Consider the following 25,227-nt stretch of genomic DNA (forward strand, 5'->3'; position numbering starts at 1 on the left):
TGGTTGGAATGGCAGACCGCCAAGACCAAGGCCTGGCGCAACGTGCTCTTCGGCGTGATGATCGCCATGGCCGTGGGCGGCGCCCTGGTGCACAACCACCATCCGCACTTCGGACTGGACACCCTGTACGTGTTCTGGGCGGCCTTCGGCTGGGTCCTGGCGGTGGCCATGACCATCGTGCTCAAGAAGATCGTCTTCCCCATCCTCAAGAAGCCCGAGGACTACTATGACCGAGACAAGTAGCTTCCTGCATCCCGCGCTGGGGTTCCTCCTGGTGGCCGTGCTCCTGCCCATGTGGCAGGCCCGGGGCTGGAAATGGCTGATCCTGGTGCCGCCCGTGGCGGCCATCGCAGCGGTGCTGGGCATGGACTCGGGGACGTATCTGCAGTTCCGCTACCTGGACATCGACCTGACGCTGGGGCGCGTGGACAAGCTGTCCGTGATCTTCGCCCACGTCTTCGCCATCCAGGCGCTGATCGGGTTCGTGTTCGCCCTGCACCTGAAGGAGAAATACCAGCACATCGCCGCCTCCCTGTACGTGGGCGGGGCATTCGGCTGCGTGTTCGCGGGCGACTACCTGACCCTGTTCATCTTCTGGGAGCTGATGAGCGTGGCCTCGACCTTCCTGGTCTGGCTGAACATGAACGACGTCAGCACCCGCGCGGGCTTCCGCTATTTCGCCTTCCACACCCTGGGCGGCCTGCTGCTCCTGGCGGGGCTGCTGTTGCGCTACGGGGACGTGGGCAACTTCGCCTTCACCACCATCGACCCCCTGCACGCCCGGTACTATGACTGGCTGATCCTCCTCGGGTTCTGCGTCAACGCCGCGGTGGTGCCCCTGCACGCCTGGCTGCCCGACGCCTACCCCGAGGGCACGGTCACGGGTTCGGTGTTCATGAGCGCCTTCACCACCAAGACGGCGGTCTACGTCCTGGCCCGCGCCTTCGGCGGCTGGGAGGTCCTGGCCGTGGCCGGCGTGGTCATGGCGCTGTACGGCGTCTTCTACGCGACCATCGAGAACAACGCGCGCAGGATCCTGTCCTACCACATCGTGTCCCAGGTGGGGTACATGGTGGCGGGAGTGGGCATCGGAACGGCCATGACCATGAACGGTGCCTGCGCCCACGCCTACGCGCACATCCTCTACAAGGGCCTGTTGTTCATGACCACGGGCACGCTGCTCTACGCCTGCGGCACGGCCAAGCTCTCGGAGCTGGGCGGGCTGGCGGCGCGCATGCCCTGGGTCATGATCTGCTACGTGGTGGCGGGGCTTTCCATCTCGGGCATGCCGCTGTTCAACGGCTTCGTGTCCAAGACCATGACCATCGCGGGCGCGGCCACGGCCACGCACCTGTCCTACCACACCTGGCTGGCCCTGGGCCTGGAGGTGGCGGCCGTGGGCACGTTCCTCTCGGTGGGCATCAAGCTGCCGTACTTCGCCTTCTGGGGCGGCAAGCCCGTGGACAAGACGCGCGAGATCAAGCCCATCCCCGTGAACATGTACATCGCCATGTTCATGGGCAGCGGCCTGTGCCTGCTGCAGGGCCTGTTCCCCAACGCGCTCCTGTACAAGCTCCTGCCTTTCGCCAACGAGGCCGCGGGGCATGCGGCCGAGGCGGCGCACGGCGCGGCCCACGCCTTCCAGCAGGTGCTGCCCAGCGCGGACCTGGTGTCCCTGCCCGTGGGCTTCGACCCGCTGACCTGGGACAAGGCCCTGGCCGCGTTCCTGATGCTCGGCTTCACGGGCATCGCCTTCTACCACATGCGCAAGATCATCGTGCCGCACCCCTCGCGCAACCTGGACTTCGACTGGCTGTACCGGTTCTTCGGCAACCTGGTGCGCTGGGTCATCTGCACCCCCCTGGCCGCCGCCGACGCGGTGTGGACCACGGTCTACCGCGTGGTGGGCCTGCGCGGGCTGCTGCAGATGGCCTCCGGGGCCAGCACCTTCGACCGCAAGGGCATCGACGGGGTGGTTGACGGCAGCGCCTACACGGTGCGCGGCATCGGCCGCATCACGGCCAAGGCCCAGACTGGCATGCTTCAGGATTATCTCGCCCTGGCGGCGGTCCTGGGGCTTGGCATATTCGCCCTCATCTGGTTTGTGGCGTAAGCCGAGACGAAGGGAGCGTACCATATGTTCGACGCAGGCTATCCGGTTCTCACGACCCTCATCTTCTTCCCCCTGGCCGCGGCCCTGCCGCTGGTCTTCTACAAGACGGAGAAGATGATCCGGTTGTACACCCTGGTCATCGGTTTGTGCGAGATGCTCCTGGCCATCCCGCTCCTGACCTTCGAGCTGGGCACCGCCTCCATGCAGTTCGTGGAGCAGGCTCCCTGGGTGCCCGACTGGGGGCTGACCTACTTCCTGGGGCTGGACGGCATCAGCCTGTTCATGGTCATGCTGACCGTCATCCTCCTGCCCCTGTGCACCCTGTGCTCCTGGACGTACATCTCCAAGCGCATCAAGGAGTTCCACGTCTGCCTGCTGCTCATGACCTCGGCCTGCGTGGGCGTGTTCGTGGCCCTGGACTTCGTGCTCTTCTACGTGTTCTGGGAAGCCATGCTCGTGCCCATGTACCTGCTCATCGCGGTCTGGGGCGGGCCCGAGCGGCGCTACGCGTCCATCAAGTTCTTCCTCTACACCCTGGCCGGGTCCACGCTGCTCCTGGTGGCCATCATCGCCCTGTACTACCAGACCGGGACCTTCTCCATCCCCGAGCTCATGCACCGGGGCTACGGATTCAGCTTCCAGTGCTGGGTCTTCGGGGCCATGGCCCTGGCCTTCGCCATCAAGGTGCCCATGTTCCCGTTCCACACCTGGCTTCCGGCCGCCCATGTGCAGGCCCCGGCCGCCGGGTCCGTGTACCTGGCGTCCATCCTGTTGAAGATGGGCACCTACGGGTTCCTGCGCTTCTGCCTGCCCATCACGCCCCTGGCCAGCCAGTACTTCGCGCCGCTGATGATCGCCATCTCCATCGCGTCCATCATCTACGGCGGGCTCACGGCCCTGGGCCAGAGCGACATGAAGAAGCTGATCGCCTACTCGTCCGTGGGCCATATGGGCTTCGTCACTCTGGGCATCTTCATCTTCAACATGCGCGGCGTGGAAGGCGCCATCATGCAGATGCTCAACCACGGCATCACCACGGGCGCGCTGTTCATGCTCGTGGGCGCCGTCTACGAGCGCAGCCACAGCCGCGAGATCGTGGACAACCTCGGCCTGGGCAAATACCTGCCCGCGTACATGGGGTTCTTCGGGCTCTTCGCCCTGTCCAGCTTCGGGTTCCCGGGCACCAACAGCTTCGTGGGCGAGGCCCTGGTGCTCTTCGGCGTGTTCCGCTTCGATCCCTGGGTGGGGGCCCTGTCCATCCCCGGGGCCATGATCGCGGCGGCCTACATGCTGCGCCTGGGCCTCAAGCTGGCCTGGGGCGAGCCCGCTTCGCCCGCCGGGGGGCACGGCCACTGGTACGACCTGAACGTCCGCGAATGGGTCTACCTCGCGCCCCTGGCCTTCCTGGTGTTCTACATCGGGCTGGCCCCGACCCTGTGCATGAAGGTCATCGACCCCTCCATCGACCACCTGCTCAAGGGCTTCCACAGCGACGTGGCCCAGGTGCGGATGGAGAACAGGACGCTCGCCGACCACGCTGTGGCCCTGTCCGGCGTCCTGGCGGAGAAGTAGGCGGAACATCATTTGAACGACAGGAGAAACGCACGTGTCCATCCGTCCTGATTTATTCCTGCCCGAACTGTACCAGATCGCGGTGGTGCTGGTGCTCTTCTTCCAGAGCATCAGCAAGTCCAAGGTCCTGGCCAACGACGGGTTCTGGGTCCCTCTGGCGGGAGCCCTGGGCATCGTGGTGGCGGGCGCGAGCCTGACCGCCGACGGCATGCTGTTCCACGCCGCTTACAAGATCGACATGCTCTCCCAGTTCTTCAAGCTGGCCATCGCCGTGGGCTTCTTCATCGCCACCCTGAACGCCCTGAAGCAGCCCACCTTGGACAAGGAAAACGGCACGGACTACTACCTGTTCCTGGCCTTTTCCGCCCTGGGCCTGCAATTTCTGTCCTCGGCCGTGGAGCTGATCACGGTCTACGTGGCCCTGGAGATTTCCTCCTACGCCCTGTACGCCATCATCCCCGTGCGGGCCAAGGACAGGACCGCCGCCGAGGCGGGCATCAAGTACATCCTGTTCGGCGCCGTGGCCACGGCCGTGTCCCTGTACGGGCTGGCCTTCATCCTCTCGTCCCAGCACACCAGCTACATCGGGGCCCTGTCCGGGCTGGACTGGTCCTTCGCCACGAACCCCATGGCCGTCATCGGCCTGTCCCTGTTCCTGGCGGGCATGTTCTACAAGCTGGCCCTGTTCCCGTTCCACTTCTGGTGCCCGGACGTGTACCAGGGCGCGAGCAACGAGACCGCGGCCTACGTGGCGACCCTGCCCAAGCTGGGCGCGGTGGTCATTCTGGTGCGCCTGGCCGCGGTGCTGACCCCCGGGGCCGAGGTGACCATGATCTTCGCGGTGCTCGGGGCCGTGTCCATGACCCTCGGAAACCTTTCGGCCCTGGCCCAGCGCGACGTGAAGCGCATCCTGGGCTATTCCAGCGTGTCCCACGCGGGCTACGTGATGCTCGGCCTGGTGGCGGGCACGTCCCAGGGCCTGGCCGCGGCCGCGTTCTATAGCCTGGTCTACATCCTTATGAACCTGACCTGCTTCTGGGTCATCTGCCGCATCGCGCCCAAGGGCGAGAACATCACCCTGGACGACCTGGACGGCCTGTACAAGCGGGCCCCGTACATGGCCATGGTCCTGGCCGTGGCGGCCTTCGCCCTGGTGGGCCTGCCCCCGACGGCCGGGTTCATCGGCAAGCTGTTCCTGCTGACCAGCGCCTGGGACCACGGCTACAACTGGTTCGTGATCATCGCGGCCGTGAACACGGCCATAGCCATCTACTACTACCTGGGCCTGGTGCGCCACGCCTACACCGTGGACCCTGTGGACAAGCGCCAGCTCCGGCCCATGAACGTGGGCGGCATGAACATCGCCTGGGGCACGGTGCTGGCCATCGTGATCCTGCTCCTGGGCGCGGTTCCCGGCCCGGTCTTCGACTTCGCGCAGATCGCGGGTTCGCAGTTGCTTCCCTAGCAGACCGTTGAAAAACAGCGATCTGCGGCGTTGCTGCGGAAAATTCAAACCCTCACGTACGGGGAGTACGCTTCGGTCTTGAATTTTCCTTGCGCCTTGCATCTCACTATTTTTGAACGGCCTGCGTTTTGCCGCTCTAAAAAGTGAGCAAACAAAAGGCCGCCCCGAGGGGCGGCCTTTTGTTTGGGCTATCGTCGACGGCTTCAGCTTGTTTTGGCCTTCTTGAAGATAATGAGCGGACAGTTCTTGCACACGTCCTGGCCCGGGAAGCCGTCGCCGGGCTTGGTGATGGAGCTGCTGCCCTGTTCGATGCGCTCCAGCAGGCGCTCAATGGTGGCGCCGATGTGCTCGCCCGGGATGATGAAGTTGATCTCGCCGCGCTCGGTCTTGCCCGCGTTGTAGCTGCCCGAGCAGGCCGGAAGCATGTTGGCCGTCTTCTCCAGATAGCTGTACACGTTGCCCGCGCAGGCCGAGGAGTTCATGGTCACGTTGGTCCTCAGCGGGTGGATGTCCATGGCCGCCATGTAGTCCACGGCCAGGTGGTAGGCCTGCATGTTGTCGCAGTAGAAGTGCACCGTGTCCGGGGGGAAGTGCGTGTCCGCCAGGGGTGAAACCGCCACGGCCAGGAGCTTTCCCTCTTCCAGGCGCGGCTTGGAGCGCAGGAACCGCTCGGCCTGGGCCATGTCCTTGGCATATTTGGCGTGGCTCTTGACCTCGGCCTCGGAAAACGGGCTCCAGCCCAGGGCGTAGCTGGCGTTGGAACAGCCCATGTCCTCCTTGAATCCCAGCACGGTCTGGCCCTTCATGCGCGCGGCGATCTCCCATTGGCAGAAGGTCATGGGCTTCACCGGGCGGTAGTGGTCCGCCGTGTCCTCGAATTCCTTCAGCTCGGCCTGGTCGAAGAAGTATTTGACTGCAATGGGGTAGTGGTAGAGCCGCAGCTCCCGCATCAAGGTCTTCTGCATTTCGGCGTAGGTCGGTTTCCGCATGTGGTCCTCCAGTGAAAGGCGTCGATGGTGCGCAGAACGCGGACGCGGGCCCGCGTTTTTGCCCCTGGTTTTGGTCCCGGCGAGAAAAAATGCGACTGCATGTTTCCACGACCCCGGAAATAGGGTATGGGAAGGAGAGGCCTCTTGTACGTACAGGCCTCTGGACAGTAAATATATCACCAGCACAAATTATTTATTTCACAAACTCTGAATTTGTGAAGCGCGCCGGATTCCTCCTGCCGTAGACTGTCCATACTGGAGACGTACGCCCTGTGCGGGGCGCATGCGCCCGGGTCCCGGATCCCTGTCCGGGCTTGGGCAGGGATAAATTCCTTCATACTTCACAGGAGGTTGTATGGTGTCGAACACAAACCGCACTCTCTGGGTCGCCTTGGCCGTCATCGGCCTGGTGCTGCTCTCCGGCGAGGCCGCCTGGGCCGACAGGCTGACGGTCGCCATCCAGGAGGCCACCGAGGCCGGGAAGCTCGCGGCAGGGTCAGAGCCCGGCTATCTGGGCATCCCCGGCGCTCCGCAGCTGTCCGTATGGCTGGGGCTGGTCTGGGCCATCTGGGTGGGCTGGATATTCTCCACCGTGGGCGCCTTCGGCGGCATCATGGCCGGCGTGGGCCACATCACCATCTACGGCCTGGGCGACTACGCCAAGGGCTTCGGCAAGGGCCTGAAGTTGAACAAGGTGGTCACGGATTCCATCCGCGTGTCCAACCAATGGCTGGTGGGCTGCTCCGCCGCCCTGTCCACGTTCAACTACTACAAGGCCGGCCGCCTGGTGCTGCCCCTGGGCATCGCCCTGGCCATCGGCTCGGTGTCCGGCTCCTGGCTGGTGCCCTGGCTCACGGCGGGCAAGATCAGCCTCAAGGCCTACCTGGGCTACTTCGGCATGTTCGTCATCTTCCTGGGCTGCTACCTGCTCTACGAGCTGACCCCCGGGGCCCGCGAAAAGAAGAAGGAAGCCAACGCCGCGGCCAAGGCCTTCCAGGACAGCGTCAAGGCCGGCAACGTGGACCTCGCCGCCCAGGGCGTGAAGATCAAGACTTTCACCCCCACCCGCTGCGAGTTCACCTTCTTCGGCGTGGAATTCCACTTCAACCCCGTCATCCCCGTGGTGGGCGGCTTCTTCATCGCGGCCCTGGCGTCCTTCCTGGGCGTGGGCGGCGGTTTCCTGCTGGTGCCGTTTTTGACCTCCGTGGCGGGCCTGCCCATGTACCTGGTGGCCGGAACCTCGGCCATGGCTGTGTTCGTCGGCATGGTCAACTCCATCGCCTCGTACATGATGCTCAAGGGAACCCCCGTGGAGTGGGGCCTCATCGGCATGGAACTCATCGGCATCGTCATCGGCTCCACTATCGGGCCGAGGACGTCCAAGTACATCCCGGACAGGGTCCTGAAGATCATCTTCGTGGTCTTGGCCTTCTACGTGGGCATCCGCTACATGTCCAAGGGCTTCCTGGGCTACAGCCTGGTGCCGCCCTTCTAGGCGACTGAACGAACCCCGGGGCCGGGCGCGGCCCGGCCCCGGGTTCCCGCCAACCGCAACCGGAAGGACGCGCCTTCCGCAGCTCAGGACGGAGACCCTCGTGACCGGAAGCATTCTGGAGCTCAATCAGGCCCTGGACGCGCTGTTCATTTGGCTGTTCAGGCTGCCCCTGCACCCCATGGCCGCGTTCTTCGTCGGCCTCGTGCTACTGGCGCTGGCGCTCACGGTGGTGGGGGAGCTGTGCATGGCCGGGGCCTACTTCGCCAACCGTAGGCACTTCGCGCGCATCGCACACGAGATGACGGTCAATAACAACAACTCCATCCGCGCCCTGGCCCGCCAGGACAAGGCCAGCTACAAGGCCTGCAACAGCCTGGCCAACGAGGCCTTCGGTCAAAGTTTCTTCTCGGGGCTGGCCCTGTTCGCCGCCAGCGTCTGGCCCGTGGCCTTCGCCCTGAGCTGGCTGGCCTTCCGCTACGGGGCCATCGAGTTCCCCGTGCCGTTCACCGCGTTTACCGTGGGCGTGAATTTTCTGTTCATTCCCTTGTATATCGTGGTGCGTTTCGGCTTTGCCAAGGCCAAGCCGCATCTGCCCGTGTTCGGGCGCATCCGCCGCGCGGTGCTGGCCAACGAGTACGCGGGCGAGGAGCTCATGACATGGGGGGATCTGGTGCAGGACGGGAAGTCGGGGAAGCAGGCATTGTAGGGGGGGGTGGGGCGTTGGATGTTGGGATAGGTTGAGGTCGGTAGTGCCCGCCCGCCGGTTTGGTGGTGCGGGCCTTTTATTTGTCGTGGTGCAAAACCAATTGTGCCCTCCCGCCCTCCCACCGCGTTCCCTCGCGGGTAGGGCGTTGGTTTGTCGGGAATGATGGGGGAGGTGATGCGGCCGCGCCCATGCGGATACGGGGGGCTTCGCTTTTCTGATTACCATCACAGCCGCTGCGCCCCCCCCGTACCCGCATGGGGCGCTGAGGCATCACTGTGGTGCGGTCCTTCAATGATATTCCCACTCGTGTCGCGGCACAGGTAGTGCCGCCCCGTCGCACGAGCCCGGCTTCGCTTCGCTGATTACCATCACAGCCGCTCCGCCGGGCAGCGCGCCGGGGCTTGGGGAGTTCCGGAAGGCGTGGTGCGAGTAGCGCTGCGGAGCGGGGAGTCGTGGCGCGGGTAATGCGGAAAATTATGGCTAAAAGCCGTGGCGTCGGGCAATGCCCAATGATCCCGACCCTTGTCCGCTCAACGTCCAAGCTCATCAGCCGACTTCAACGGCGCACATCCATACCCACCCCGCAAATCGGGACCGTAAAGCGAATTCCCGGGCGTACCGTGTAGCCCGAGGAATTACGCAGGGACCGCCCGCAACCATGGCGTCATGGCCCTGAGGCAAATTTCTTCCAGCAGCACGACTGTCGGACGCACAAGCCCACCCCCTACATCGGGGCGATAGGGGCGACGCGGAGGCGTATCGCGTAGCCCCGCCAAAGCCCCTGCCCCGCCGACACGCTCGGCATTCATGGTGGGACAGGGCTTGGCGTTATCCATGGCTACAAGGGTGCGGTATCGCCTCCACTCCAAGAGGGGGGCAGGGGAGTGCAGAGGGGCCTGGGGGGCTCGCCCCCCGGCCCCTTTGCCAGCTGGTTCAAAAGCGCAAGCTTTTGAATCGGCTGTCCCTCCATCACCATGCATTTCCCCCGACTTCCTTCCCCGCGGCCGTGCCAACGGTCCCCCTTGCACACGCCCCCCGCCACACGCTACCATCCCCCAAACCCCACGGAGGCCCCCAAATGCACGAAACCAGCAAAAACGCCTGGATCTGCGACTACCTCACGGGCGAAGAAATCGAAATGACCACCTACGAGGACTGCCGCCAGACCTTGGAACAGCGTCTGGTGGAAAATCTAGACTACCCCAAGGCTCAATTAAGCCCAAAGGTGGGTGTTACTTTTCCGATAAAGGACAAAAGCTATTGCCGAGTGGTGGACGTTGTAGCGCGCGACCCCGAAGGGCGTCCGGTGCTGCTGCTCTTCTTCACCGCCGGGCAGCCCGGAACCTTCGACCGCGAGATAGTGGCCGCCGCGCGTCTGATTGAGGGTGGCCCGGCCCCCCTGGCCCTGGCCACGGACACCAAGGAGGTGGTGCTTCACGAGACCGCCACGGGCGCTCTGGTCTGGCGCGGGGGGTATGAGGATTTGCCGGGCTGGGAGCGCGTACGGGAACTGGCCGGGGCGCACCCCGCGAGGCCCCTGGGGCCCGAGGCCCTGGAGCGCGAGGCGCGCATTCTCTACACCTACAGCGAGTACATCTACGGGGCGTGCTGCTACACCTGCCCCCCGAAGCCTTCCAAGGCCTGAAGTCTGCGGCGTGCTGCGCTAGCGTTCCGCGGCTAGGCGCAGCCCGAAGAAGACCAGCAACCCGCCGGTGGCCAGGGCCATGGGCCGCTGCACGCGCGCCAGGGCCGCCTCCACCCGGGGCAGGCACACGGCGCAGGCCACCAGGGAATACCAGGACCAGGAAACCCCCACCACCAGCGCCATGCACAGGGCCTTGAACCAGACCGGCGCGGCCGCGGGCACGGCCACGGCGAACAGGCTGGTGAAGAAGGCCGCGGTCTTGGGGTTGGACAGGACCACGGAGAGGCCCTGGCGGAAGGGCCGGGGGCACGGGCGGCCGGAGCCCGCGGCCGCGTGGCCGCCCTGGCCGCGCACGGCCGAAACGACCATGCGGCAGCCCACGAAGATCAGGTACGCGGCTCCGGCCAGGCGCAGGGCCTGGTAGAACCAGGAGGCGGCGGCCATGGCCGCGCCCAGGCCCACCAGGCTGAAGGCCGTCCACAGGGCCGTGCCCACGGCGATGCCCGCGGCGGTGCGCAGGCCGTGGCCGCGCGAGGCCGCGCAGGATGCGTGGACCGTGGCCACGAAATTCGGGCCGGGCAGGATGACCGCCAGGATCCAGGCGGCGAGCAGGGCGGCCAGTGACGTCCAGGGCGCTTCGATCATCAGGGGCTCCATATCAATCCAGTTCGCGCATCAGACGCATGCTCAGGGCTCCGGCCAGGGCCGCGATGGGCGCGTGGGCGGCGTCCACGGCCAGGGCGTCCTGTTCGCGCGCGGCGCGCTCCAGGGCTTCGGCCGCCTCGCCCAGGGCCAGGGCCCCGATGGTGGCGCAGGCGCCCTTGAGGGAATGGGCCGTGCGCAGGACCGTGGGCATGTCCTTGTCGCGCACCGCAGGTTCCAGGATTTCCAGCTTGCGGGGCAGGTCCTCCAGGAAGACCTCCAGGAGGGTGTTCAGAAACGCGGTGTCGCCCTTGAGTCGGACAAGGGTCGCCTGGGTGTCCAGGGTGGGAGAGGTTTCGGCGGTCATGGCGCGCCTTGCTGGGCCGGACGGTGATCGGTGTGAATGGGTTTCTCAAGGCATACAACAGACGCCAGTGTCTGCCAACCCCGCCCGCGTGCGGGGCGATTTTCCGGGGGGGCGGCGAAATGCGGCTGTGGGGCAACAGGAACGCGGTTTGTGGGATCGCGTTGATTAAATTCGCTCTTTACCTTATAACAGAGGCAAATTCCTCTATGATGTGTCCGTGTCGGGGCGTGGGCGGATGCATGCGGGGGGAGTCAAGGGGTGACCGCATGCTGATACGGTGTTGGGGATCGCGGGGTTCCATTCCGGTCTCGGGACGGGAATATGTCCGGTATGGAGGCGATACGACCTGCATCGAGGTGCGCAATGCGGCCGACGACATCATAGTCGTCGACGCGGGCTCCGGCATCCGCCGCCTGGGTGTGAGTCTTCTGGCGCAGGGACGCCTGGAGATGACGATGCTGTTCACGCACGCCCACTGGGACCACATTCTGGGCCTGCCGTTCTTCAAGCCCGTGTACATCCCCAGCGGCAAGATCGACATCCACGGCTGCCCCTTTGAGATCGGCGACCTGTTCGGCGTGCTCCGGAACGTGATGAACGCGCCGTATTTCCCGGTGCAGTACGAGAACCTGCTTTCCTCCCGGGACCACAATCTGGCCTGCAGCCTGGACCTGAATGTGGGCGGGATGAAGATCACCTCCATCAATCTTTCGCACCCCAACCAGGGCCAGGGTTACAAATTCGAGGAAGACGGCAGGAGCTTCGTGTTCCTCACGGACAACGAGCTGGACGTGGTGCACCCAGGTGGGGCCACTTACGCGGAATACCTGAAATTTTCTCGTGGAGCTGAGCTTCTGGTGCATGACGCGGAGTATTACCCCGAGGAATACGAGCGGCTGACCAAGGGCTGGGGCCACACGGTCTATACGCGCGCCCTGGAGTTGGCCATGGAGGCCGGGGTGGCGCGCTTCGGCCTGTTCCACCTGAACCAGGAGCGCAGCGACGACCAGGTGGACGCCATGGTCGAGGACTGCCGCAGGATCGTGGCCGAGCGCGGCGTGTCCATGGAGGTCTTCGCCATGGCCCAGGACCAGGAAATCGCCTTCTGACGCCCCCGCGGCGGCCCTGTCTCCCCCTTTTCCGCTCCGCGTCTTGGAGCAGTTCTTGCTACCTCCCGTGGGAACGTCATTACCGGAGGACGGCATGTTGCATCGTCTGTTGGCCGCGCTGCTGATCGTGGTCCTGGCCGCCCCGGCCCTGGCCGGCGAGCGGATCATTGAGGCCCGGCACACCTACGTGCTGGGGGAGAACGACACGCGCGCGCAGGCCCGGCGGCTGTGCTTCGAGGAAGCGCGGCGCAAGGCCGTGGAACAGGCCGGGACCTGGGTGGAATCCGAAACCCGGGTCCGGGACATGGCCCTGTCCACCGACGAGGTGCGCACCTTCGCCTCGGCCCTGGTGCGCGCCGAGCTGGTCCAGGAGACGTTCCTGGCCCAGGGCGACACCTTCGCGGTCCAGTGCCAGGTGCGGGCCGAGGTGGACGCGGACTCCCTGGGCAAAAAACTGGCGGCCTTCGCCGAGGACCCCGTGCGCCGGGAGCGCCTGCGCGAGCAAAAGGACCTGGAGGACGCGGTCCTGCCGCCCCGGGGCGAGGGCCCGCAGGGCGAGACAGTGCGGCCGCCCCTGGACGATCTGGACAAGCTGGAGGCCGCGCGGGCCAAGCTCAGGCGCGAGACGGAGCAACTTTCGCGCGCGGCCCGGGCCGTGGTTTCCAGAGGCATGACCCCGGGCGAGGTGCAGAGCCTCCTGGGCCCCCCGCGCGTCAAGAAATTGAACGAGGCCATGACCTCGACCTACGAGTGCCACAACTACGGCGACCTGTGGGTGGTGTTCAAGGACGGGCTGGTGGCCTGCACCAGGAACCATCTGGAATACAGCTCCAGGTACCGGGGAGACTGCCATTGCGCGGGATTTTCCGGGAACGTGTCCTGGTAGGGGGGGCGCTTGGCCCCGGGCGCAAAAAGGCGCCCGGGTGGGGACCGGGCGCCTTAGGAGGAAAAGCCGCCGCTCGTGCGTTCAGCTTTGCGGCTGAAATGCAGGATTCAGGCCAGTTTGAAGTCCATGGGGCCGCGCGGCCGGCCCCTAGTTCCGGCCCACGTAGGCCATGAATTTCTTGGCCACCTCGAAGTCCGGGCGCAGGTTCAGCGCCGCTTCCAGCTGGGCCAGGCAGGCCATATCGTCGCCGCTCTCGAAGTGGGCCCGGGCCAGGTTGAAGTGCAGGTTCTCGTCCTTTTCGTTATGCTCCAGGGCCTTGGAATAGTACTGGATGGCCTCGGAGTAGAGCTTCTGCTTGCGCAGGGCGATGCCGAAGGCGTTGAACTGCCGGCGCTGCTCCACCTGGAAGGCCATGTCGCTGTTCATGAGCCGTTTCAGCACCTTCTTGATCTTCTGGAATTCCCCCCGCTCGGCGTAGACCTGGCCCAGGCCCATGTTGGCCTCGGCGTTGTCCTCGTCGATCATGGTGGCCTTGAGGAATTCCTTTTCGGCCTTGGAGAGCAGCCCCTTGTTGAAGAACTGCTCGCCCAGTTCGATCTTCTTTTGCAGGGACTTGAGCGCGGGCAGGGTGTGGTTCTCGTAGTAGCGCGGCTCGGGCACGAAGGAGGCGGCCAGCTCGCCCTTGGTCATCAGCGTCTTCACGCCGGTGGGCACGTGGCTGGCGTTCAGCGGCCGGACCTCGAACTCGTCCTCGGACAGGCGGCGCACGAACCAGAAAGTGCATTCCGAACTCCTTTTCCTGCACCCGGATTCGTCCGGGGAGGAAGAGGATTTTCTGGCGTACACGCCGAGGATCTGCGGATACATCATCCCTCCTGGGAGAGGCGGCCCGAAGCGGTCAGGCCTTGTTCATCTGCTTTTCGCAATAGCGCAGGAATTTCTTGGCCACGTCGAGATCCGGGTTCAGGTCCAGGCAGCGCCTGATATGCTCCAGGGCGGACACATGGTCGCCGCGGTCGAAATGCACGCGGGCCAGGTTGAAATGCAGGTTCTCGTCGTCCGCGTGGAGCTCCAGGGCCTTTTGGAAATAGGCCAGGGCCTCGCCCAGGAGCCCCTGCTTGCGCAGGCCCATGCCCAGGCGGTTGAAACTCTGGCGTTGCTCCTGGCGGAAGGTCTCGTCCTGGTTGAGCAGTATGTCCAGGACCTTCTTGACTTTTTTGAATTCGCCCTTCTCTGTGTACACCGCGCCCACGCCGAGGTTGGCCGGGACGTTCAGCTCGTCGATCATCAGGGCCTTGAGAAAGGCCTGCTCGGCCTTGTCCAGGTTGCCCTTGGCGAAGGCTTCCTCGCCCTGGCGGATCTTCTCGGCCAGGGACTTCAGCGCCGGCTGGGTGTGGCGCTCGTAGTAGCTGGGCTCGGGCGTGTATGCGGTGACGAAGTCGTTCTTGCCCAGCAGCGAGCGCACCCCCGAGGGTACGTGGTTGGCGTTCAGGGCCTGGACCTCGTATTCGTCGTCGCTCAGGCGCCGTGCGAACCAGTAGGTGACCTGCGCGTATTGGCCGCGTGTGCCCCCGGCGCCGACTTCGGCGTTCTGGGCCAGGGAATAGACTCCCAGGATCTGCGGGTAGATGGACATTCGTTCCTCGTGGGATAATGGTGGGTTGCGGGCAACATGGTACCTGAAATCCCGTTCCGCCGCCAGCACGGGGCGCGCCTTTAGACCTGGGCGCAGGCTTTGGGCAGGCAGACGGTGAACACGGCCCTGCCGTCCTCGCGGGTCATGTTCAGGACTCCGCCCATCTGTTTCACCAGCCGATAGCAGTTGGGCAGGCCGAAGCCCCCGTCCTCGTAGGGCAGATAGATGCGCTCGGGATCGATGTCCTTGAGCTGCGCGAGTTCGTAGTCGAAGGAGGCGTTGACGGTCTCGTCGGTCGCGAACAGGCGCACGCGCAGGACTCCGCCCCTGTCCAGCACGCGCAGGGAGTCGCCGAGCAGGATGCCGAAGGTCCGGCCCAGGAGCGTCGGGTCGGCCAGGGCCTCGGGCAGGCCCGGATCGCAGGCCGCGTCCAGGCTCACGCCCTCGCGCGCCAGCTCGTCGGCCGAGGCCTCCATCTGAGCCACGAGCACGGTTTCCAGGGACACGGTCCTGCGCTCCACGGCCACGGGGTCCAGATAGCCCCGGATGCGTTGCAGGAGCTTCTCCAGGCGTTTTGATTCGCGCAGGATGATCTCGGTCTCCGGGAAGTCCGGGGCCTTGGCCGAGAGCCTGCGCGCGAATCCGCCGATTGACATCAGCGGGTTTCTGATTTCGTGGGCCATCTCCTCGGAGATGGCGCCGATGGTCTTGAGCTTCTCGTCCTGCACCCGGGCCTGCTCCTCGTACACGCGCTGGGAGATGTCCACGAAGATGCCGTCCAGCAGGTTGCGGTCCCGGGAGCGCTCCGCCGAGGGCAGGGTCTTGAGGATGCCGTGCAGGTCGAAGCCCTTGCGGTGCACCAGGCGGCACTGCACCGTGAGGGGAAAGGCGCTGGAAAAGGCGCTGGAGAGCACCTTCTTGACCCGCGCGCGGTCGCGCATGCGCACCCGCGAGAGCAGCCAGTTGTGCTGGGACGTGGCCTCCTCCGGGGTGTACCCGAGCATGGAGGCGCAGGCGCGGTTCACGAAATCCAGGCTGAAGTCCTCGCGCAGGCGGAAGATGAGCAGGGGGATGTTCTGGATCAGGGTTTTGTAGCGGTGCCGGGCGTGTTCCGCGCGCTCCACCAGGGCGATGCGGTCCATGAACCGCGACAGGCAGAGCCGCAGGTCCCCGGGCTGGAAGGGCTTGACCAGGAAGTCGTAGGCCCCGATCTGCATGGCGCGGATGATGTTGCCCGAGCTGGGCGAGCCGCTGATCATGACCGTTTCCATGCGCGGCCATTTGGCCTTCAACTGCTCGGCCAGGTCCAGGCCGTTCATCCCGGGCATGACCACGTCGATGAAGGCCAGGTCGGGTCCGCCGTCCGAGGGGGCGTCCAGGGCGTCCTGGCCGCGCATGAACATGGCGACCTCGAAGCCCTCGTCTTCCAGGGCCATGGCCAGGGCCTCGGAAATCACCGGGTCGTCGTCCACAACAAGGGCGCGCAGGGTATGGATTTCTTCGTAGTGGTCCATGGCTCGTTCCACAGGCGATACACTCCGTGTTATGGGGTATACAACATGAGCTGGAAGAAAAAGGCAACCGCTTTCGGGAAACAGCCCAATACTCCGGAATCGCGCGGCATGTCCGGCGCGGCGGGGGTGGAAAACCAGGCCGTCGCCGGGTATGGTCCGGGGACCTCGAACAGAGCCGGGAGGCAGGCATGAAGGACAAGCGCATCGGGTTCATGGGCCTGGGGATCATGGGCCGGGCCATGGCCGAGAACGTGCTTCAGAAGGGCTGGAGGCTCACTGTCTACAACCGCTCCAGGGAGCGCACTTCCATTCTGTCCGAGTTGGGCGCGGCCGTGGCGTCCAGCCCGCGCGAGCTGGCCGAGGCCTCGGACGTGGTGCTGTGCATGGTCACGGGGCCCGAGGCCGTGTACGCCCTGCTCACGGGCGGGGACGGCTGCGCCCGGGGCCTGGAAGCGGGCGACGTGTTCGTGAACATGAGCACCGTGTCCCCGGCCTATGCGCGCGAGATCGCCTCGGGGCTCGCCCCCCTGGGCGTGACCTACGTGGACGCCCCGGTCTCGGGGTCCAAGAAGCCCGCCGAGGAGGGCAGCCTGGTGTTCCTGGCGGGCGGCCCCGGGGGCGTGGTGAACGACCTCGAACCCCTGTTCCTGGCCATGGGCAGGAAGGTGGTCCGCTGCGGCGACGTGGGCCAGGGCGCCATGGCCAAGATGTCCGTGAACCTGCTGCTGGGGGGCATGATGGGCGCCCTGGGGGAGATGGTCGGCTTCGGCCGCCGGGGCGGGCTGTCCGACGACGTGCTGTTCGACGTCCTGGACGCGGGGCCCCTGGCCTGCGGCCTGTTCGCCGCGAAGGAGGACATGCTGCGCTCCGGCCGCTATCCGGCTCAGTTCCCCCTGCGGCACATGGCCAAGGACCTCAAGTTCGCCCTGGACACGGCCTACGACACCGGGGCGGCCGCCCCGTGCACCGCCGCCATGCAGCAGCTCTACCGGGCCGCCGTGGCCCGGGGCCTGGGAGACATGGATTTCGCGGCCGTGGCCAAGCTCCTGGAGGAGCTGGCCGGGGACGCGCGCTCCTAGTCGAAGGGAGTGCGGGGCTCTTCCCGCAACCGCCAGATGCGCACCAGGCGCTCCAGCGCGCCGTTTTCGCGCGAAGCCGCGATGAATTCGTCCAGGTCGCGGACGAAGCCGAGGTGCTCGCGCTGGACCTGGACTGCGAGGTGGAAGCAGTACACCGGTGGATCCAGGAAGACCACGCTGTCCTCGAGCATGCCGTTGCGGCGCATGGCCGAGCGCGCGGTGTGGCCGTTGAGCACGGCCGCGTCCAGGTAGCCGGAGTCCAGCATGCGTAGCAGTCGGAATTCTCCCTGGGCCCTTTCCACGCGGAAGAGCCCCTCGTTCATGAAGGGCTCCAGGGGGCCGTATCCGTTGCCCAGCACCAGGCCCAGGGTGCGGCCCTTCAGGGACGCCGGGCCCTGGTATTCGAATTCCGCGCCCGGGCGCACGGCCACGTGGTCGCAGGATCTGACCAGGGGCAGCGAGAAGGCGTACCGCTCCCGGTCGCCCAGGGGCACGAACAGGGGGCTGTTCAGGGCGAAGGCGTCCACCGCGCCCTTGCGCAGGGCGTGGTCGATGCGCTTGCGGGGCAGCACCACGCGTTTGATGTGGTAGTTCGGATAGGCCGCCTCGAAGGCCCGCAGGAAATCGACGAACAGCCCGGTCTTGAGGCTTGCGCCGTCGGTCACGTAGAAGGGCGGGGCGTAGTTGCCGAACGCCATGCGGATCGTCTGCACCGAGTCTTCGGGGGGCTGCTGGGCGCGGGCCGGGAGGGGCTGGCACAGCAGGCACAAGAGCAGGACGAGCAGAACCGACGGGATCGGGAACTGGTTGGGAGAGCTGGTCATGTGCATGATCCGGCCGCCGCTGCATGTGCCGAGGATTCCAGAACGCCTGGGGAACATTCGGAAAAGGGCGGGTCGGCTCAGCCGCCCTTTGAGCACGTCTTCAATATGCGGTCGATTATACTGGTTGTGGAGTGTCCAGGCAAGAGAGGCAGGGAGCGGACTTCGCCACCGTCGGCTTGGACGGTTTCCCGACCCACGATGGCCTCCACGGCCCAGTCCCCGCCCTTGACCAGCACGTCGGGCCGGACCTCGGCGATGAGGTTCGCGGGCGTGTCCTCGTCGAAGGAGGTCACGAAATCCACGCAGGCCAGGGCCGCCAGCACGTACATCCGGCCCGCCAGGGGCGTCACCGGGCGCGTGGGGCCCTTGAGGCGGCGCACGGACGCGTCGTCGTTCACGCCCACCACCAGGGCGTCGCCCAGGTCCCGGGCGCGGGCCAGGAGGTCCGCATGGCCGGGGTGCAGCAGGTCGAAGCAGCCGTTGGTGAACACGATGCGCCTGCCCGCTCGGCGCAGGGGTTCGAGCAGGGCGGGCAGTTCGGCGCGGGGCGCGACCTTGGGGTGCGCGGGCAGGGGGGCGATGGTCATGCTTTGGGCCTCAGGCCGGCGGTTTCCCCGAACAGGACCAGCTCCAGCCAGTCCACGGCGAAGCGCAGGCGGGTTTCCTCGTCCTCAAGGATCCGCTCCTTGCGCCCTGCGTCCAGTTCGAGGCGTTCCAGTAGTCCGGTATCCTGCATGAACCGGGCGAAGTTGTCCAATTGGTACAGGGCCAGGGCGGCCATGTTGGCGCGCCTGGGGTCCACGGGCCGCCCCGTGTCGCGGATGCGCGCCAGCAGTTGCATGTAGCGGTCGTTCAGCTCGTTGTAGGGCTCCAGGCCCTGGTCCTTGAGCCAGGTGCCCGGGGTCCACGTGCTGGTCTCGGCGAAGCCCCTGCAATGGGGCTCGCGCACCAGGAAGAAGCGTTCGCGCACCCCGCCGCCTTCCTCGACGCGGGTGGCGCGGCCCAGGGGGTAGGTGCGGCAGGCCCCGGGCCTGTCCTGGTACACGGAACAGCCCGCCTCGCGCACGAAGGGACAGCTCCTGCGCTTGTCGTCGCACATGCGCAGCTTGCACAGGGGCAGCCCCGTGTCCGGGGTCAGGCGCATCTCCGTGCGGTTCTGGAGGAATTCCGCGCTGGATTCGCCCAGCGTCCGGCGCAGCCTGAGCACGTCGTAGGGCGTGAGCATCAGGTTCAGGTCGCTGCAGCAGGCGTTGAAGCAGGGCACGTCCGGATGGCAGGCGAAGGCGAACTCCTGGTCCGGGGCGATCTCGGGCAGGCTGTCCAGAAAACGCTGGGTCGCGTCGTGGTCGTTCATTATTTCCCCCTGTGGATACTGGGCGGGAATCCCATGCCCGGGCGGTGAAGTCAAGGCGCTTGCGGGGCCGCAAGGTCCTGGGATATCATGACGGACAGGACAGATCAGGAGGTTGCCATGTCCGTTTCCCATGTTTGCAAGAGTCTGCGTTTCCCCATCCTGGGCCTTGTGCTGCTGGCGCTCGCGGCCTGCGCGGCCGGAGACAACCGCATCACCCTGGGCTACATCCCGTCCATGGACGCCTCGGGCTGCCAGGGGGCGGTGGCCGTGGCCTCGTTCCTGGACGCGCGCCCCGACCCCATGCTGGGGCATAACGAGAACTTTCAGTTTCGGCCCGACGGCCAGGGCGTGGACGAATGGCTGCGCACGTCCCTGGTGCAGGAGCTCGAGGCCCGGGGCTGCCGCGTCGCCGAGGCGGGCGCGCCCGGCGCGCCCGAGGTCGTGGTGGCGGGCAGCGTGAGCAAGGCCCGGCTCGTGGCCGAGCGCATGAACCACGCCCTGGAGTTGGAATTCACCGTGACCCTGACCAAGGGCGCGGACACGGTGTTCAAGAAGACCTACGCGGGCCGCTGGGAGCGCATGATCGCCCTGCCCTCGCGCGAGAAGTCCGAGGAGATGTTCGCCGTCTGCCTGCATGAGCTGATGGTGGCCGCGGTCATCGACCTGGGCAAGCATTTGTAGGCCGCGTCGTGGCGTACAGGAGGCATTCTCGCAGGGCGTTCCAAAATAGTGAGATGCAAGGCGCAAGAAAAAGGCAAGACCGACGCGTATCCCAACGCTTACGCTACGCGAGGTTTTGCCTTTTTTGCAACAGCGAAGCGGCGTAGCGGCGTAGCGACGCCGCAGATCGCTGTTTTGGGGCGGCCTGCTAAGCTGCCCCGGCCTCTTCCAGCAGCTTGACGATCTCCAGGGGCTCGCCCCGCGAGGGATCGCGCACCAGGCTCAGGGCCCCGGCCGGGCAGGCGTTGACGCAGACGCCGCAGCCCATGCACTTGGCGCTGTCCAGGGCCAGGGCGCGGTCCTCGAAGGTCAGGGCACCGAACTGGCAGCGCGACGCGCAGACCCCGCACTGCTTGCAGGCCTCTGCGTCCACCTCGGCCACGAATCCCGACGAGCAGAGCATGGGGATGCCCATGCGCTGGGCCTGCATGGCCCCGCAGCAGCACTGGCAGCAGTTGCAGATGGCGTAGTAGCGCTCCAGCATGGCCTCCTTGAAGAAGGCGTGGTGCACGTGGCCGCGCTTGTCCTCCTCCTCCAGGACGCGCACGGCCTCCTCCTGGGTGATGGCCCGGGCCTTGTCCGGATGGTGCTCCAGGATGAAGGTCACGAAGGGCTCGCCCACGATGATGCAGACGTCCATGGGCTGGCAGGGGGTTTCCCGCGCCGCGCGGCAGGGGCACTCCAGGAGCGCGATGCGCTCGGGGTTCTGGAGCACGATGTCCCTGGCCCGCTTGTAGGGGATGACCTTTTCCAGGTCGCGGAGTTCGATGTCGCGCTTGACCTGGATGAGGCGCTTGGCCTCGTCCAGGGGCACGGCCTTGCCGTGGTACGAGTCCGCCCAGGTCACGGAGTCCGCGTCGCCGGGGTCCGGGTGCGTGGGGTAGAGCTTGGCCGCCAGGTCCGCCAGGGGCTCGAAGAAGCGCTGCATGGGGTGGTTGCCCGTGCCCAGGCGGATGTAGAAGTAGGGCCAGCGCTGGTAGAAGTAGCCGTGGAATTTTTCCAGCAGGGGGTAGCCGGGGATCTTCTCGGCCTCCTCCAGGAAGGCCACGGTGGACGGTTTGGCGTGCAGAAATTTGAGAATCTTGGAAATCTTCATCCGAAATACGTCTCCTCCGGTGGCCGGGGCCTGCGTCCCGGTCGTCGTGTGTCTATTCCGCGCCGCCGCGCAGCTTGCTCAGGGCGTCCCCCAGGGGCTTGACGCGCTCCTGGGCCAGGGCCGCCCCGACCTGGGACAGGATCTTGTACAGGCCCGGGGCCAGCTCCAGAAGCGTGGTGCGCCCGGTGCCCGTGAGACGCACGGAGAGCTTGCGCCGGTCGCTGCGGTGGGCCCGGCGCTCCACGAGGCCGTCGGCCTCCAGGCCGTCCAGGAGCCCGGTCATGGTGGCCCGGGTCACCCCCGAGGCCATGGCCAGCTCCGAAGGCGCCAGGCACCAGTCCGGCGCGTTGAGCAGCAGGGCCAGCACCGTGAAGCGGCCCTCGCTCATGGCCTCGCGGAAGAAGCGCTCGTGCAGGGTGCGGCGCAGGGCCGTCGCGGTCTGCAGCACGTCCAGGCACGCGGCCGAGGCCTGGGCCTTGGACTGCTCCATGCGCTTGGCGAGGGCTAAGAGCGCTTCGAATTTCGGGCTGTTGTTCGGTTCCTTCATGCCGTCCCCCCGGACTTGTGGTTAGTCCTCGGATTGTAAGGAAGCAAAGTGTGAAGTCAAGCGGCAAGCCATTGAAGTCTTTGGTTCCCACCGTTCGCCTCGGAAACTGGCCGTCAGCGCAGGGACAGGGCCGCGCCCGTGGGGGCCTGGGCCGCGTCCTTGTCCGTGGCCTCGCGCAGGAACACCCGGCCCGGTTCCACGCCGCGTTCCACCAGGGCGTCCTTCACGGCCAGGGCGCGGTTGCGGCCCAGGTCGGCCAGGTCCTGGCCCGTGGCCGCGAGATGCCGGCGCAGCAGCCGTTCCATGGCCGGAACTGCCTGTTCCTCGGGCAGGTCGTCCACCTCGTCGGGCTTCTCGAACTCCGCCGCCTCGTAGGCCTCGCGCAGGTATTCGGGATATTCCTCCGGGGTCAGGCCGACCTGGTCCACGCTCTGCGGGATCCGGCCCTTCTTCTCCAGTTCCAGGAAGCGCACCATGTTCACGGCGCGGCGCACGGCAAGGGCCGAGAGGGCCTCGCCGTCCGTGCCCGGCGAGACAGTGCCCGCCACCTCCACCTTCAGGCCGGGGCGCTCGGCCAGGGCCTTGGCCATGGTGTCCAGCTTGTCCGCCGCCGCCGGGGTCAGGTCGCTGCTTCCGGCGGCCATGGCCAGGGCGTTCAGGTCCTCGCCCCCGCCGAACAGCCCGCCGATGAGGGCGAAGGGCGAGGTCACGGCCTTGAACAGGATGTTCATCATGGCCTTGACGATGACCTTGCCCAGGCGGAAATCCGGGTTGTCCAGGCTGCCGCGCACGGGCACGTCCAGCTCCACGTTGCCCGAACGGTCCGTGAGCAGGGCCAGGGCCAGGGGCAGGGGTAGCCCCACGTCGTCCGGGCTCTTGGCGTATTGCCCCAGCTCGATGCCCCGCAGCCGGATCAGGGTTTCCGACGAGAGGTCGCGGCCTTGGACCCGCGTGTCCAGGGACACGGACAGCTGGCCCTTGCCCAGGGTGTAGGACACGAACTTGGCCGTGTAGGGCGAAAATCCGGTCAGCCCCAGGTCCGTGAGGGTCAGGCGGCCCGACGGGTTCAGGCCCAGGTCCGTGGGCGAGAAGGTCGTCTCCACGGCCAGGGGCGCGTGCCCGTCCACCATGCCCGCGAGGCGCAGGGTCGCGGGCTCGGCCCCGGGCGCGCTGGAGAACCCGGCCAGGGAGCCCGCGAAGTCCTTGAGGTGCGTGGAATAGGCCGGGGAGACCTGCTCGTCGCGGAAGCCCAGGCCGCCGTCCTTGATGTCCAGGGACTTCAGAGTCAGCAGCAGGCCCGGGCCGTCCGGGGATGATTCTTCCTTCCGGGGCTCGGCCGGTTTTTCCTCTTGCGTGGCTTTTTCGGCCTCGCCCTTTTCGGGCTTGGCCACGGGCTGGCCCGTGACGGCCGCCAGGATGCGCTGGACGTTGGAGACCCCTTGGGAATCCAGCACGGCCAGCAGCCTGGGCGCGCGCAGGTTCACCGCGGCCACGTCCAGGGACGGGGCCTTGCCCGCGTAGGCCGCGCGCGACACGCTGAGGGCGTCCAGGGCCAGGGCCGCGTCCTCCGAACCCGGCGCGCGCACGGACAGGCCGGACAGGGTCAGGGACCCGAGCCCGGCACTGGGAATGTCGTGGGCGTCGAAGCTGATCCCCTCCAGCTTCAGGGATTCCAGGTGCGCGAAATTCCGTCCCTTCTTCCCGGCCGCGCGCAGGGTCGTCTTGGAGATGTCCAGGGACTTGGCCGCGCCCGTGAGGGCCGGGTATTCCAGGCTCATCTGGCTCAGCCGCGCCTGGGGCACGAGGGCCGTGCAGCCGTCCTTGCCCCAGGCCCGCAGGGCCAGGTCTTTGAGGGTCAGGCCCAGGTCCGTGACCGAGGCCGCGAGTTCGTCGCCCCCGGCCCGCACCGTGAATTCGAGGCCCGTGTCCACGGAGCCCGAGGCGAGTTCCACGGGCAGGGCCCCGGCATAGTAGGGGGCCAGGCGCGTGAGCTTCAGCCCGGCCAGGGACAGCTTGCCCCGGGCGCTTTTGGCCGCCACGTCCAGCGCGCCCCGCACCGCGAGCAGGGGGCTGCCGTCCAGGCCCGCGTCCAGGGAGAAGGCCGCGTCGCCTCCGGCCGTGTCCAGCCCGTCCAGGGCCAGGGCCAGGGGAGCGACCCGGGCCTTGAAGCCCCGGGCCCGGTCGTCAAAGGAAATGTCGCCGTCCAGCACCGCCACGCGCGTGGCGCGCACCCGGAACCCGGGGCCGCCGTCGGCGGCCTGGGCCTCGTCCCGGGCCTCGGCCCCGCCTTCGCCCTCGGGGACCAGGCCCGCAGCCAGCGGTTTGCCCTGTTCGTCCAGCACCACCGAGGCGTGGGGCGCGCTCAGGCGCACCTCGTCCAGGGACACGAGGCCCTGGTCCAGGTTCACCCCGCCCACGCGCACCAGCAGTTCCTTGAACCCGGCCAGGGGGGCCCCGTCCAGGGTCGTCTCCAGCCCGCTCACGCGCACCGGGCCCATGACCGAGATGCGCGGCGCGCCGTCCTTGCGCTGCATGAAGACCAGGGACAGGTCGCAGGACAGCGCGCCCGAGGCCAGGCCCAGGCGCTTGGACACGGGCAGGTACGGCCGGTAGCGGGTCAGGTCCACCTGGTCCAGGGTCAGGTTCAGCTCCGTGCGCAGGCTGTCCTCGAAGGGCCGGGTGCGGCCCTCCAGGGCCAGGGGCCGGCCGTCCAGGCGCGCAGACAGGGCGGGCTGCACGTAGACCCGGCTGTCGCCGGGCAGGGTGGACACGAAGGGCACCGCCAGGTCGAGGTCCTCCAGCATGTGGGTCACGCCGCGCACCCGGTCCTCGAACTCCACGCGGCCGCCCTCGATGACCAGGTTGCTGCCCAACAGGGGGAACGGCCCGCCGCCTTCGTCCTTTTCGGCCCGGCCTTCGCCCTCGGCCCCGTCCTTGCCTTCCAGGATGTCCGAGAAATTGTACCTGTCCGCCGTCTCCTGGGCCACGTGCACGTACGGCTGCACCAGGCGCAGGTCCGTGAGGCCCGCGGCCAGGCGGAACAGGGCGCGCACCGAGGCCTGGACGTGCAAAAGCTCCAGGGAGGCGAAGACCCGCTCCCCGTCCGGCTCCATGACCTTCAGGCCCTCCACCTCCACCACCAGGGTGAAGGGATTGCAGCGCACGTCGCGCACCGAGGCCGCGCGCCCCAGGGCCTGGCCCAGCTTCTCGGGCAGCATGGAGCGGGCCACGTGGGGCAGGATCACGAATCCGGCCAGGGCGTAGAGCGCCATGCACGCGGCCAGGATCGCGGCCCATTTGACCAGGCGCCGCCGCCGGGGGTCCGGCCGCGATGCGGTGTTCGATGGGGTGGGGGCGTCGTGATCCATGGCCGACTCCTTTGCGGGGAAACGCGCCGGGCCCGGGGCATGGGAAAAATTCCGACCCCCGGGCTTGGTTCACCCCCGCCTGCTTTCATGCTATGGCCCA

At 66.8% G+C, this 25,227-nt stretch carries 23 protein-coding genes; 11 read left to right on the forward strand and 12 right to left on the reverse strand.

Annotation, left to right across the window (positions count from 1 at the left end):
* Positions 1–3: 3 nt before the first annotated feature.
* From ACYYG1_RS04280 to ACYYG1_RS04295, 4 genes are read left to right on the forward strand one after another with little or no spacing between them, the layout of a single operon-like run.
* Complete coding sequence (locus tag ACYYG1_RS04280; protein ID WP_461209046.1) at positions 4–243, forward strand: hypothetical protein; 240 nt, start codon at positions 4–6, stop codon at positions 241–243.
* Positions 227–2,113 (forward strand): Na(+)/H(+) antiporter subunit D, encoded by a 1,887-nt coding sequence (locus ACYYG1_RS04285; protein ID WP_461209047.1) that lies wholly within the window; start codon positions 227–229, stop codon positions 2,111–2,113. The genes ACYYG1_RS04280 and ACYYG1_RS04285 overlap by 17 nt, the downstream gene beginning before the upstream one ends.
* A gap of 24 nt (positions 2,114–2,137) precedes the next feature.
* A complete protein-coding gene (locus tag ACYYG1_RS04290) occupies positions 2,138–3,685 on the forward strand; it encodes a complex I subunit 4 family protein (protein ID WP_461209048.1) in 1,548 nt (515 codons plus the stop codon).
* A gap of 34 nt (positions 3,686–3,719) precedes the next feature.
* Complete coding sequence (locus tag ACYYG1_RS04295; RefSeq protein ID WP_461209049.1) at positions 3,720–5,150, forward strand: NADH-quinone oxidoreductase subunit N; 1,431 nt, start codon at positions 3,720–3,722, stop codon at positions 5,148–5,150.
* Between the two features lie 203 nt (positions 5,151–5,353).
* Here ACYYG1_RS04295 and ACYYG1_RS04300 read toward each other — a convergent pair whose 3' ends face one another.
* A complete protein-coding gene (locus tag ACYYG1_RS04300) occupies positions 5,354–6,139 on the reverse strand; it encodes a DUF169 domain-containing protein (protein WP_461209050.1) in 786 nt (261 codons plus the stop codon).
* 355 nt (positions 6,140–6,494) lie between these two features.
* Here ACYYG1_RS04300 and ACYYG1_RS04305 point away from each other — a divergent pair, with 355 nt between their 5' ends.
* From ACYYG1_RS04305 to ACYYG1_RS04315, 3 genes are all read left to right on the forward strand, one after another.
* Positions 6,495–7,634 (forward strand): sulfite exporter TauE/SafE family protein, encoded by a 1,140-nt coding sequence (locus ACYYG1_RS04305; RefSeq protein ID WP_461209051.1) that lies wholly within the window; start codon positions 6,495–6,497, stop codon positions 7,632–7,634.
* 100 nt (positions 7,635–7,734) lie between these two features.
* Positions 7,735–8,340: a hypothetical protein gene (locus tag ACYYG1_RS04310; protein WP_461209052.1), complete on the forward strand. Its 606-nt coding sequence runs from the start codon at positions 7,735–7,737 to the stop codon at positions 8,338–8,340.
* Positions 8,341–9,418: 1,078 nt separating this feature from the next.
* Positions 9,419–9,985 (forward strand): type I restriction enzyme HsdR N-terminal domain-containing protein, encoded by a 567-nt coding sequence (locus ACYYG1_RS04315; protein ID WP_461209053.1) that lies wholly within the window; start codon positions 9,419–9,421, stop codon positions 9,983–9,985.
* Positions 9,986–10,003: 18 nt separating this feature from the next.
* Here the strand turns inward: ACYYG1_RS04315 and ACYYG1_RS04320 are convergent, their stop codons facing one another.
* Both ACYYG1_RS04320 and ACYYG1_RS04325 read right to left on the reverse strand, forming a co-directional pair.
* Positions 10,004–10,630: a LysE family transporter gene (locus tag ACYYG1_RS04320; RefSeq protein WP_461209054.1), complete on the reverse strand. Its 627-nt coding sequence runs from the start codon at positions 10,628–10,630 to the stop codon at positions 10,004–10,006.
* 13 nt (positions 10,631–10,643) lie between these two features.
* A complete protein-coding gene (locus tag ACYYG1_RS04325) occupies positions 10,644–10,994 on the reverse strand; it encodes an Hpt domain-containing protein (RefSeq protein WP_461209055.1) in 351 nt (116 codons plus the stop codon).
* Between the two features lie 266 nt (positions 10,995–11,260).
* On the opposite strand from ACYYG1_RS04325, the gene ACYYG1_RS04330 reads away from it, so the two are divergent.
* Together ACYYG1_RS04330 and ACYYG1_RS04335 are read left to right on the forward strand one after the other, a co-directional pair.
* The gene (locus tag ACYYG1_RS04330; RefSeq protein WP_461209056.1) at positions 11,261–12,103 is read left to right on the forward strand and encodes an MBL fold metallo-hydrolase; all 843 of its coding nucleotides are present in this window, start codon (positions 11,261–11,263) and stop codon (positions 12,101–12,103) included.
* Positions 12,104–12,197: 94 nt separating this feature from the next.
* On the forward strand, positions 12,198–12,989 hold the full coding sequence (locus tag ACYYG1_RS04335; RefSeq protein ID WP_461209057.1) for a hypothetical protein: 792 nt from the start codon (positions 12,198–12,200) through the stop codon (positions 12,987–12,989).
* Positions 12,990–13,136: 147 nt separating this feature from the next.
* Here the strand turns inward: ACYYG1_RS04335 and ACYYG1_RS04340 are convergent, their stop codons facing one another.
* The 3 genes from ACYYG1_RS04340 to ACYYG1_RS04350 all read right to left on the reverse strand — a co-directional run bounded on the left by ACYYG1_RS04340 (position 13,137) and on the right by ACYYG1_RS04350 (position 16,139).
* Entirely contained in the window at positions 13,137–13,859 is a 723-nt protein-coding gene (locus tag ACYYG1_RS04340) for a tetratricopeptide repeat protein (RefSeq protein WP_461209058.1), read from the reverse strand.
* Between the two features lie 28 nt (positions 13,860–13,887).
* Complete coding sequence (locus ACYYG1_RS04345) at positions 13,888–14,625, reverse strand: tetratricopeptide repeat protein (protein ID WP_461209059.1); 738 nt, start codon at positions 14,623–14,625, stop codon at positions 13,888–13,890.
* 80 nt (positions 14,626–14,705) lie between these two features.
* The gene (locus ACYYG1_RS04350) at positions 14,706–16,139 is read right to left on the reverse strand and encodes a response regulator (protein ID WP_461209060.1); all 1,434 of its coding nucleotides are present in this window, start codon (positions 16,137–16,139) and stop codon (positions 14,706–14,708) included.
* Between the two features lie 26 nt (positions 16,140–16,165).
* Between ACYYG1_RS04350 and ACYYG1_RS04355 the strand changes: the two genes are divergently transcribed.
* Entirely contained in the window at positions 16,166–17,218 is a 1,053-nt protein-coding gene (locus ACYYG1_RS04355; RefSeq protein WP_461209061.1) for an NAD(P)-dependent oxidoreductase, read from the forward strand.
* On the opposite strand, the gene ACYYG1_RS04360 is transcribed toward ACYYG1_RS04355, so the two are convergent.
* The 3 genes from ACYYG1_RS04360 to ACYYG1_RS04370 form a co-directional block, all read right to left on the reverse strand.
* A complete protein-coding gene (locus ACYYG1_RS04360) occupies positions 17,215–18,042 on the reverse strand; it encodes a substrate-binding periplasmic protein (RefSeq protein WP_461209062.1) in 828 nt (275 codons plus the stop codon). The two genes, ACYYG1_RS04355 and ACYYG1_RS04360, sit on opposite strands and share 4 nt — an antisense overlap.
* A 77-nt stretch (positions 18,043–18,119) precedes the next feature.
* A complete protein-coding gene (gene rfaE2, locus ACYYG1_RS04365) occupies positions 18,120–18,629 on the reverse strand; it encodes a D-glycero-beta-D-manno-heptose 1-phosphate adenylyltransferase (protein ID WP_461209063.1) in 510 nt (169 codons plus the stop codon).
* Positions 18,626–19,396: a YkgJ family cysteine cluster protein gene (locus ACYYG1_RS04370; protein ID WP_461209064.1), complete on the reverse strand. Its 771-nt coding sequence runs from the start codon at positions 19,394–19,396 to the stop codon at positions 18,626–18,628. Before ACYYG1_RS04370 ends, rfaE2 begins: the two co-directional genes overlap by 4 nt.
* Positions 19,397–19,513: 117 nt before the next feature.
* On the opposite strand from ACYYG1_RS04370, the gene ACYYG1_RS04375 reads away from it, so the two are divergent.
* Complete coding sequence (locus tag ACYYG1_RS04375; RefSeq protein ID WP_461209065.1) at positions 19,514–20,077, forward strand: hypothetical protein; 564 nt, start codon at positions 19,514–19,516, stop codon at positions 20,075–20,077.
* 187 nt (positions 20,078–20,264) lie between these two features.
* Here ACYYG1_RS04375 and ACYYG1_RS04380 read toward each other — a convergent pair whose 3' ends face one another.
* From ACYYG1_RS04380 to ACYYG1_RS04390, 3 genes are all read right to left on the reverse strand, one after another.
* Positions 20,265–21,212 (reverse strand): 4Fe-4S binding protein, encoded by a 948-nt coding sequence (locus ACYYG1_RS04380; RefSeq protein WP_461209066.1) that lies wholly within the window; start codon positions 21,210–21,212, stop codon positions 20,265–20,267.
* Between the two features lie 52 nt (positions 21,213–21,264).
* Positions 21,265–21,759, reverse strand: a complete 495-nt coding sequence (locus ACYYG1_RS04385; RefSeq protein WP_461209067.1) for a MarR family winged helix-turn-helix transcriptional regulator — start codon at positions 21,757–21,759, stop codon at positions 21,265–21,267.
* Positions 21,760–21,872: 113 nt separating this feature from the next.
* Positions 21,873–25,127, reverse strand: coding sequence for a DUF748 domain-containing protein (locus ACYYG1_RS04390; protein ID WP_461209068.1), 3,255 nt, complete (start codon positions 25,125–25,127; stop codon positions 21,873–21,875).
* Positions 25,128–25,227 lie beyond the last annotated feature (100 nt).

The sequence above is a fragment of the Desulfocurvus sp. DL1XJH-121 genome (assembly GCF_054819825.1).

Coding starts and splice junctions, on each gene's coding strand:
- ACYYG1_RS04285 (WP_461209047.1), top strand. CDS start 227: ATGACCGAGACAAGTAGCTTCCTGCATCCCGCGCTGGGGTTCCTCCTG.
- ACYYG1_RS04290 (WP_461209048.1), top strand. CDS start 2,138: ATGTTCGACGCAGGCTATCCGGTTCTCACGACCCTCATCTTCTTCCCC.
- ACYYG1_RS04300 (WP_461209050.1), bottom strand. CDS start 6,139: ATGCGGAAACCGACCTACGCCGAAATGCAGAAGACCTTGATGCGGGAG.
- ACYYG1_RS04305 (WP_461209051.1), top strand. CDS start 6,495: ATGGTGTCGAACACAAACCGCACTCTCTGGGTCGCCTTGGCCGTCATC.
- ACYYG1_RS04315 (WP_461209053.1), top strand. CDS start 9,419: ATGCACGAAACCAGCAAAAACGCCTGGATCTGCGACTACCTCACGGGC.
- ACYYG1_RS04320 (WP_461209054.1), bottom strand. CDS start 10,630: ATGATCGAAGCGCCCTGGACGTCACTGGCCGCCCTGCTCGCCGCCTGG.
- ACYYG1_RS04325 (WP_461209055.1), bottom strand. CDS start 10,994: ATGACCGCCGAAACCTCTCCCACCCTGGACACCCAGGCGACCCTTGTC.
- ACYYG1_RS04330 (WP_461209056.1), top strand. CDS start 11,261: ATGCTGATACGGTGTTGGGGATCGCGGGGTTCCATTCCGGTCTCGGGA.
- ACYYG1_RS04335 (WP_461209057.1), top strand. CDS start 12,198: ATGTTGCATCGTCTGTTGGCCGCGCTGCTGATCGTGGTCCTGGCCGCC.
- ACYYG1_RS04340 (WP_461209058.1), bottom strand. CDS start 13,859: ATGATGTATCCGCAGATCCTCGGCGTGTACGCCAGAAAATCCTCTTCC.
- ACYYG1_RS04345 (WP_461209059.1), bottom strand. CDS start 14,625: ATGTCCATCTACCCGCAGATCCTGGGAGTCTATTCCCTGGCCCAGAAC.
- ACYYG1_RS04350 (WP_461209060.1), bottom strand. CDS start 16,139: ATGGACCACTACGAAGAAATCCATACCCTGCGCGCCCTTGTTGTGGAC.
- ACYYG1_RS04360 (WP_461209062.1), bottom strand. CDS start 18,042: ATGACCAGCTCTCCCAACCAGTTCCCGATCCCGTCGGTTCTGCTCGTC.
- rfaE2 (WP_461209063.1), bottom strand. CDS start 18,629: ATGACCATCGCCCCCCTGCCCGCGCACCCCAAGGTCGCGCCCCGCGCC.
- ACYYG1_RS04370 (WP_461209064.1), bottom strand. CDS start 19,396: ATGAACGACCACGACGCGACCCAGCGTTTTCTGGACAGCCTGCCCGAG.
- ACYYG1_RS04375 (WP_461209065.1), top strand. CDS start 19,514: ATGTCCGTTTCCCATGTTTGCAAGAGTCTGCGTTTCCCCATCCTGGGC.
- ACYYG1_RS04380 (WP_461209066.1), bottom strand. CDS start 21,212: ATGAAGATTTCCAAGATTCTCAAATTTCTGCACGCCAAACCGTCCACC.
- ACYYG1_RS04385 (WP_461209067.1), bottom strand. CDS start 21,759: ATGAAGGAACCGAACAACAGCCCGAAATTCGAAGCGCTCTTAGCCCTC.
- ACYYG1_RS04390 (WP_461209068.1), bottom strand. CDS start 25,127: ATGGATCACGACGCCCCCACCCCATCGAACACCGCATCGCGGCCGGAC.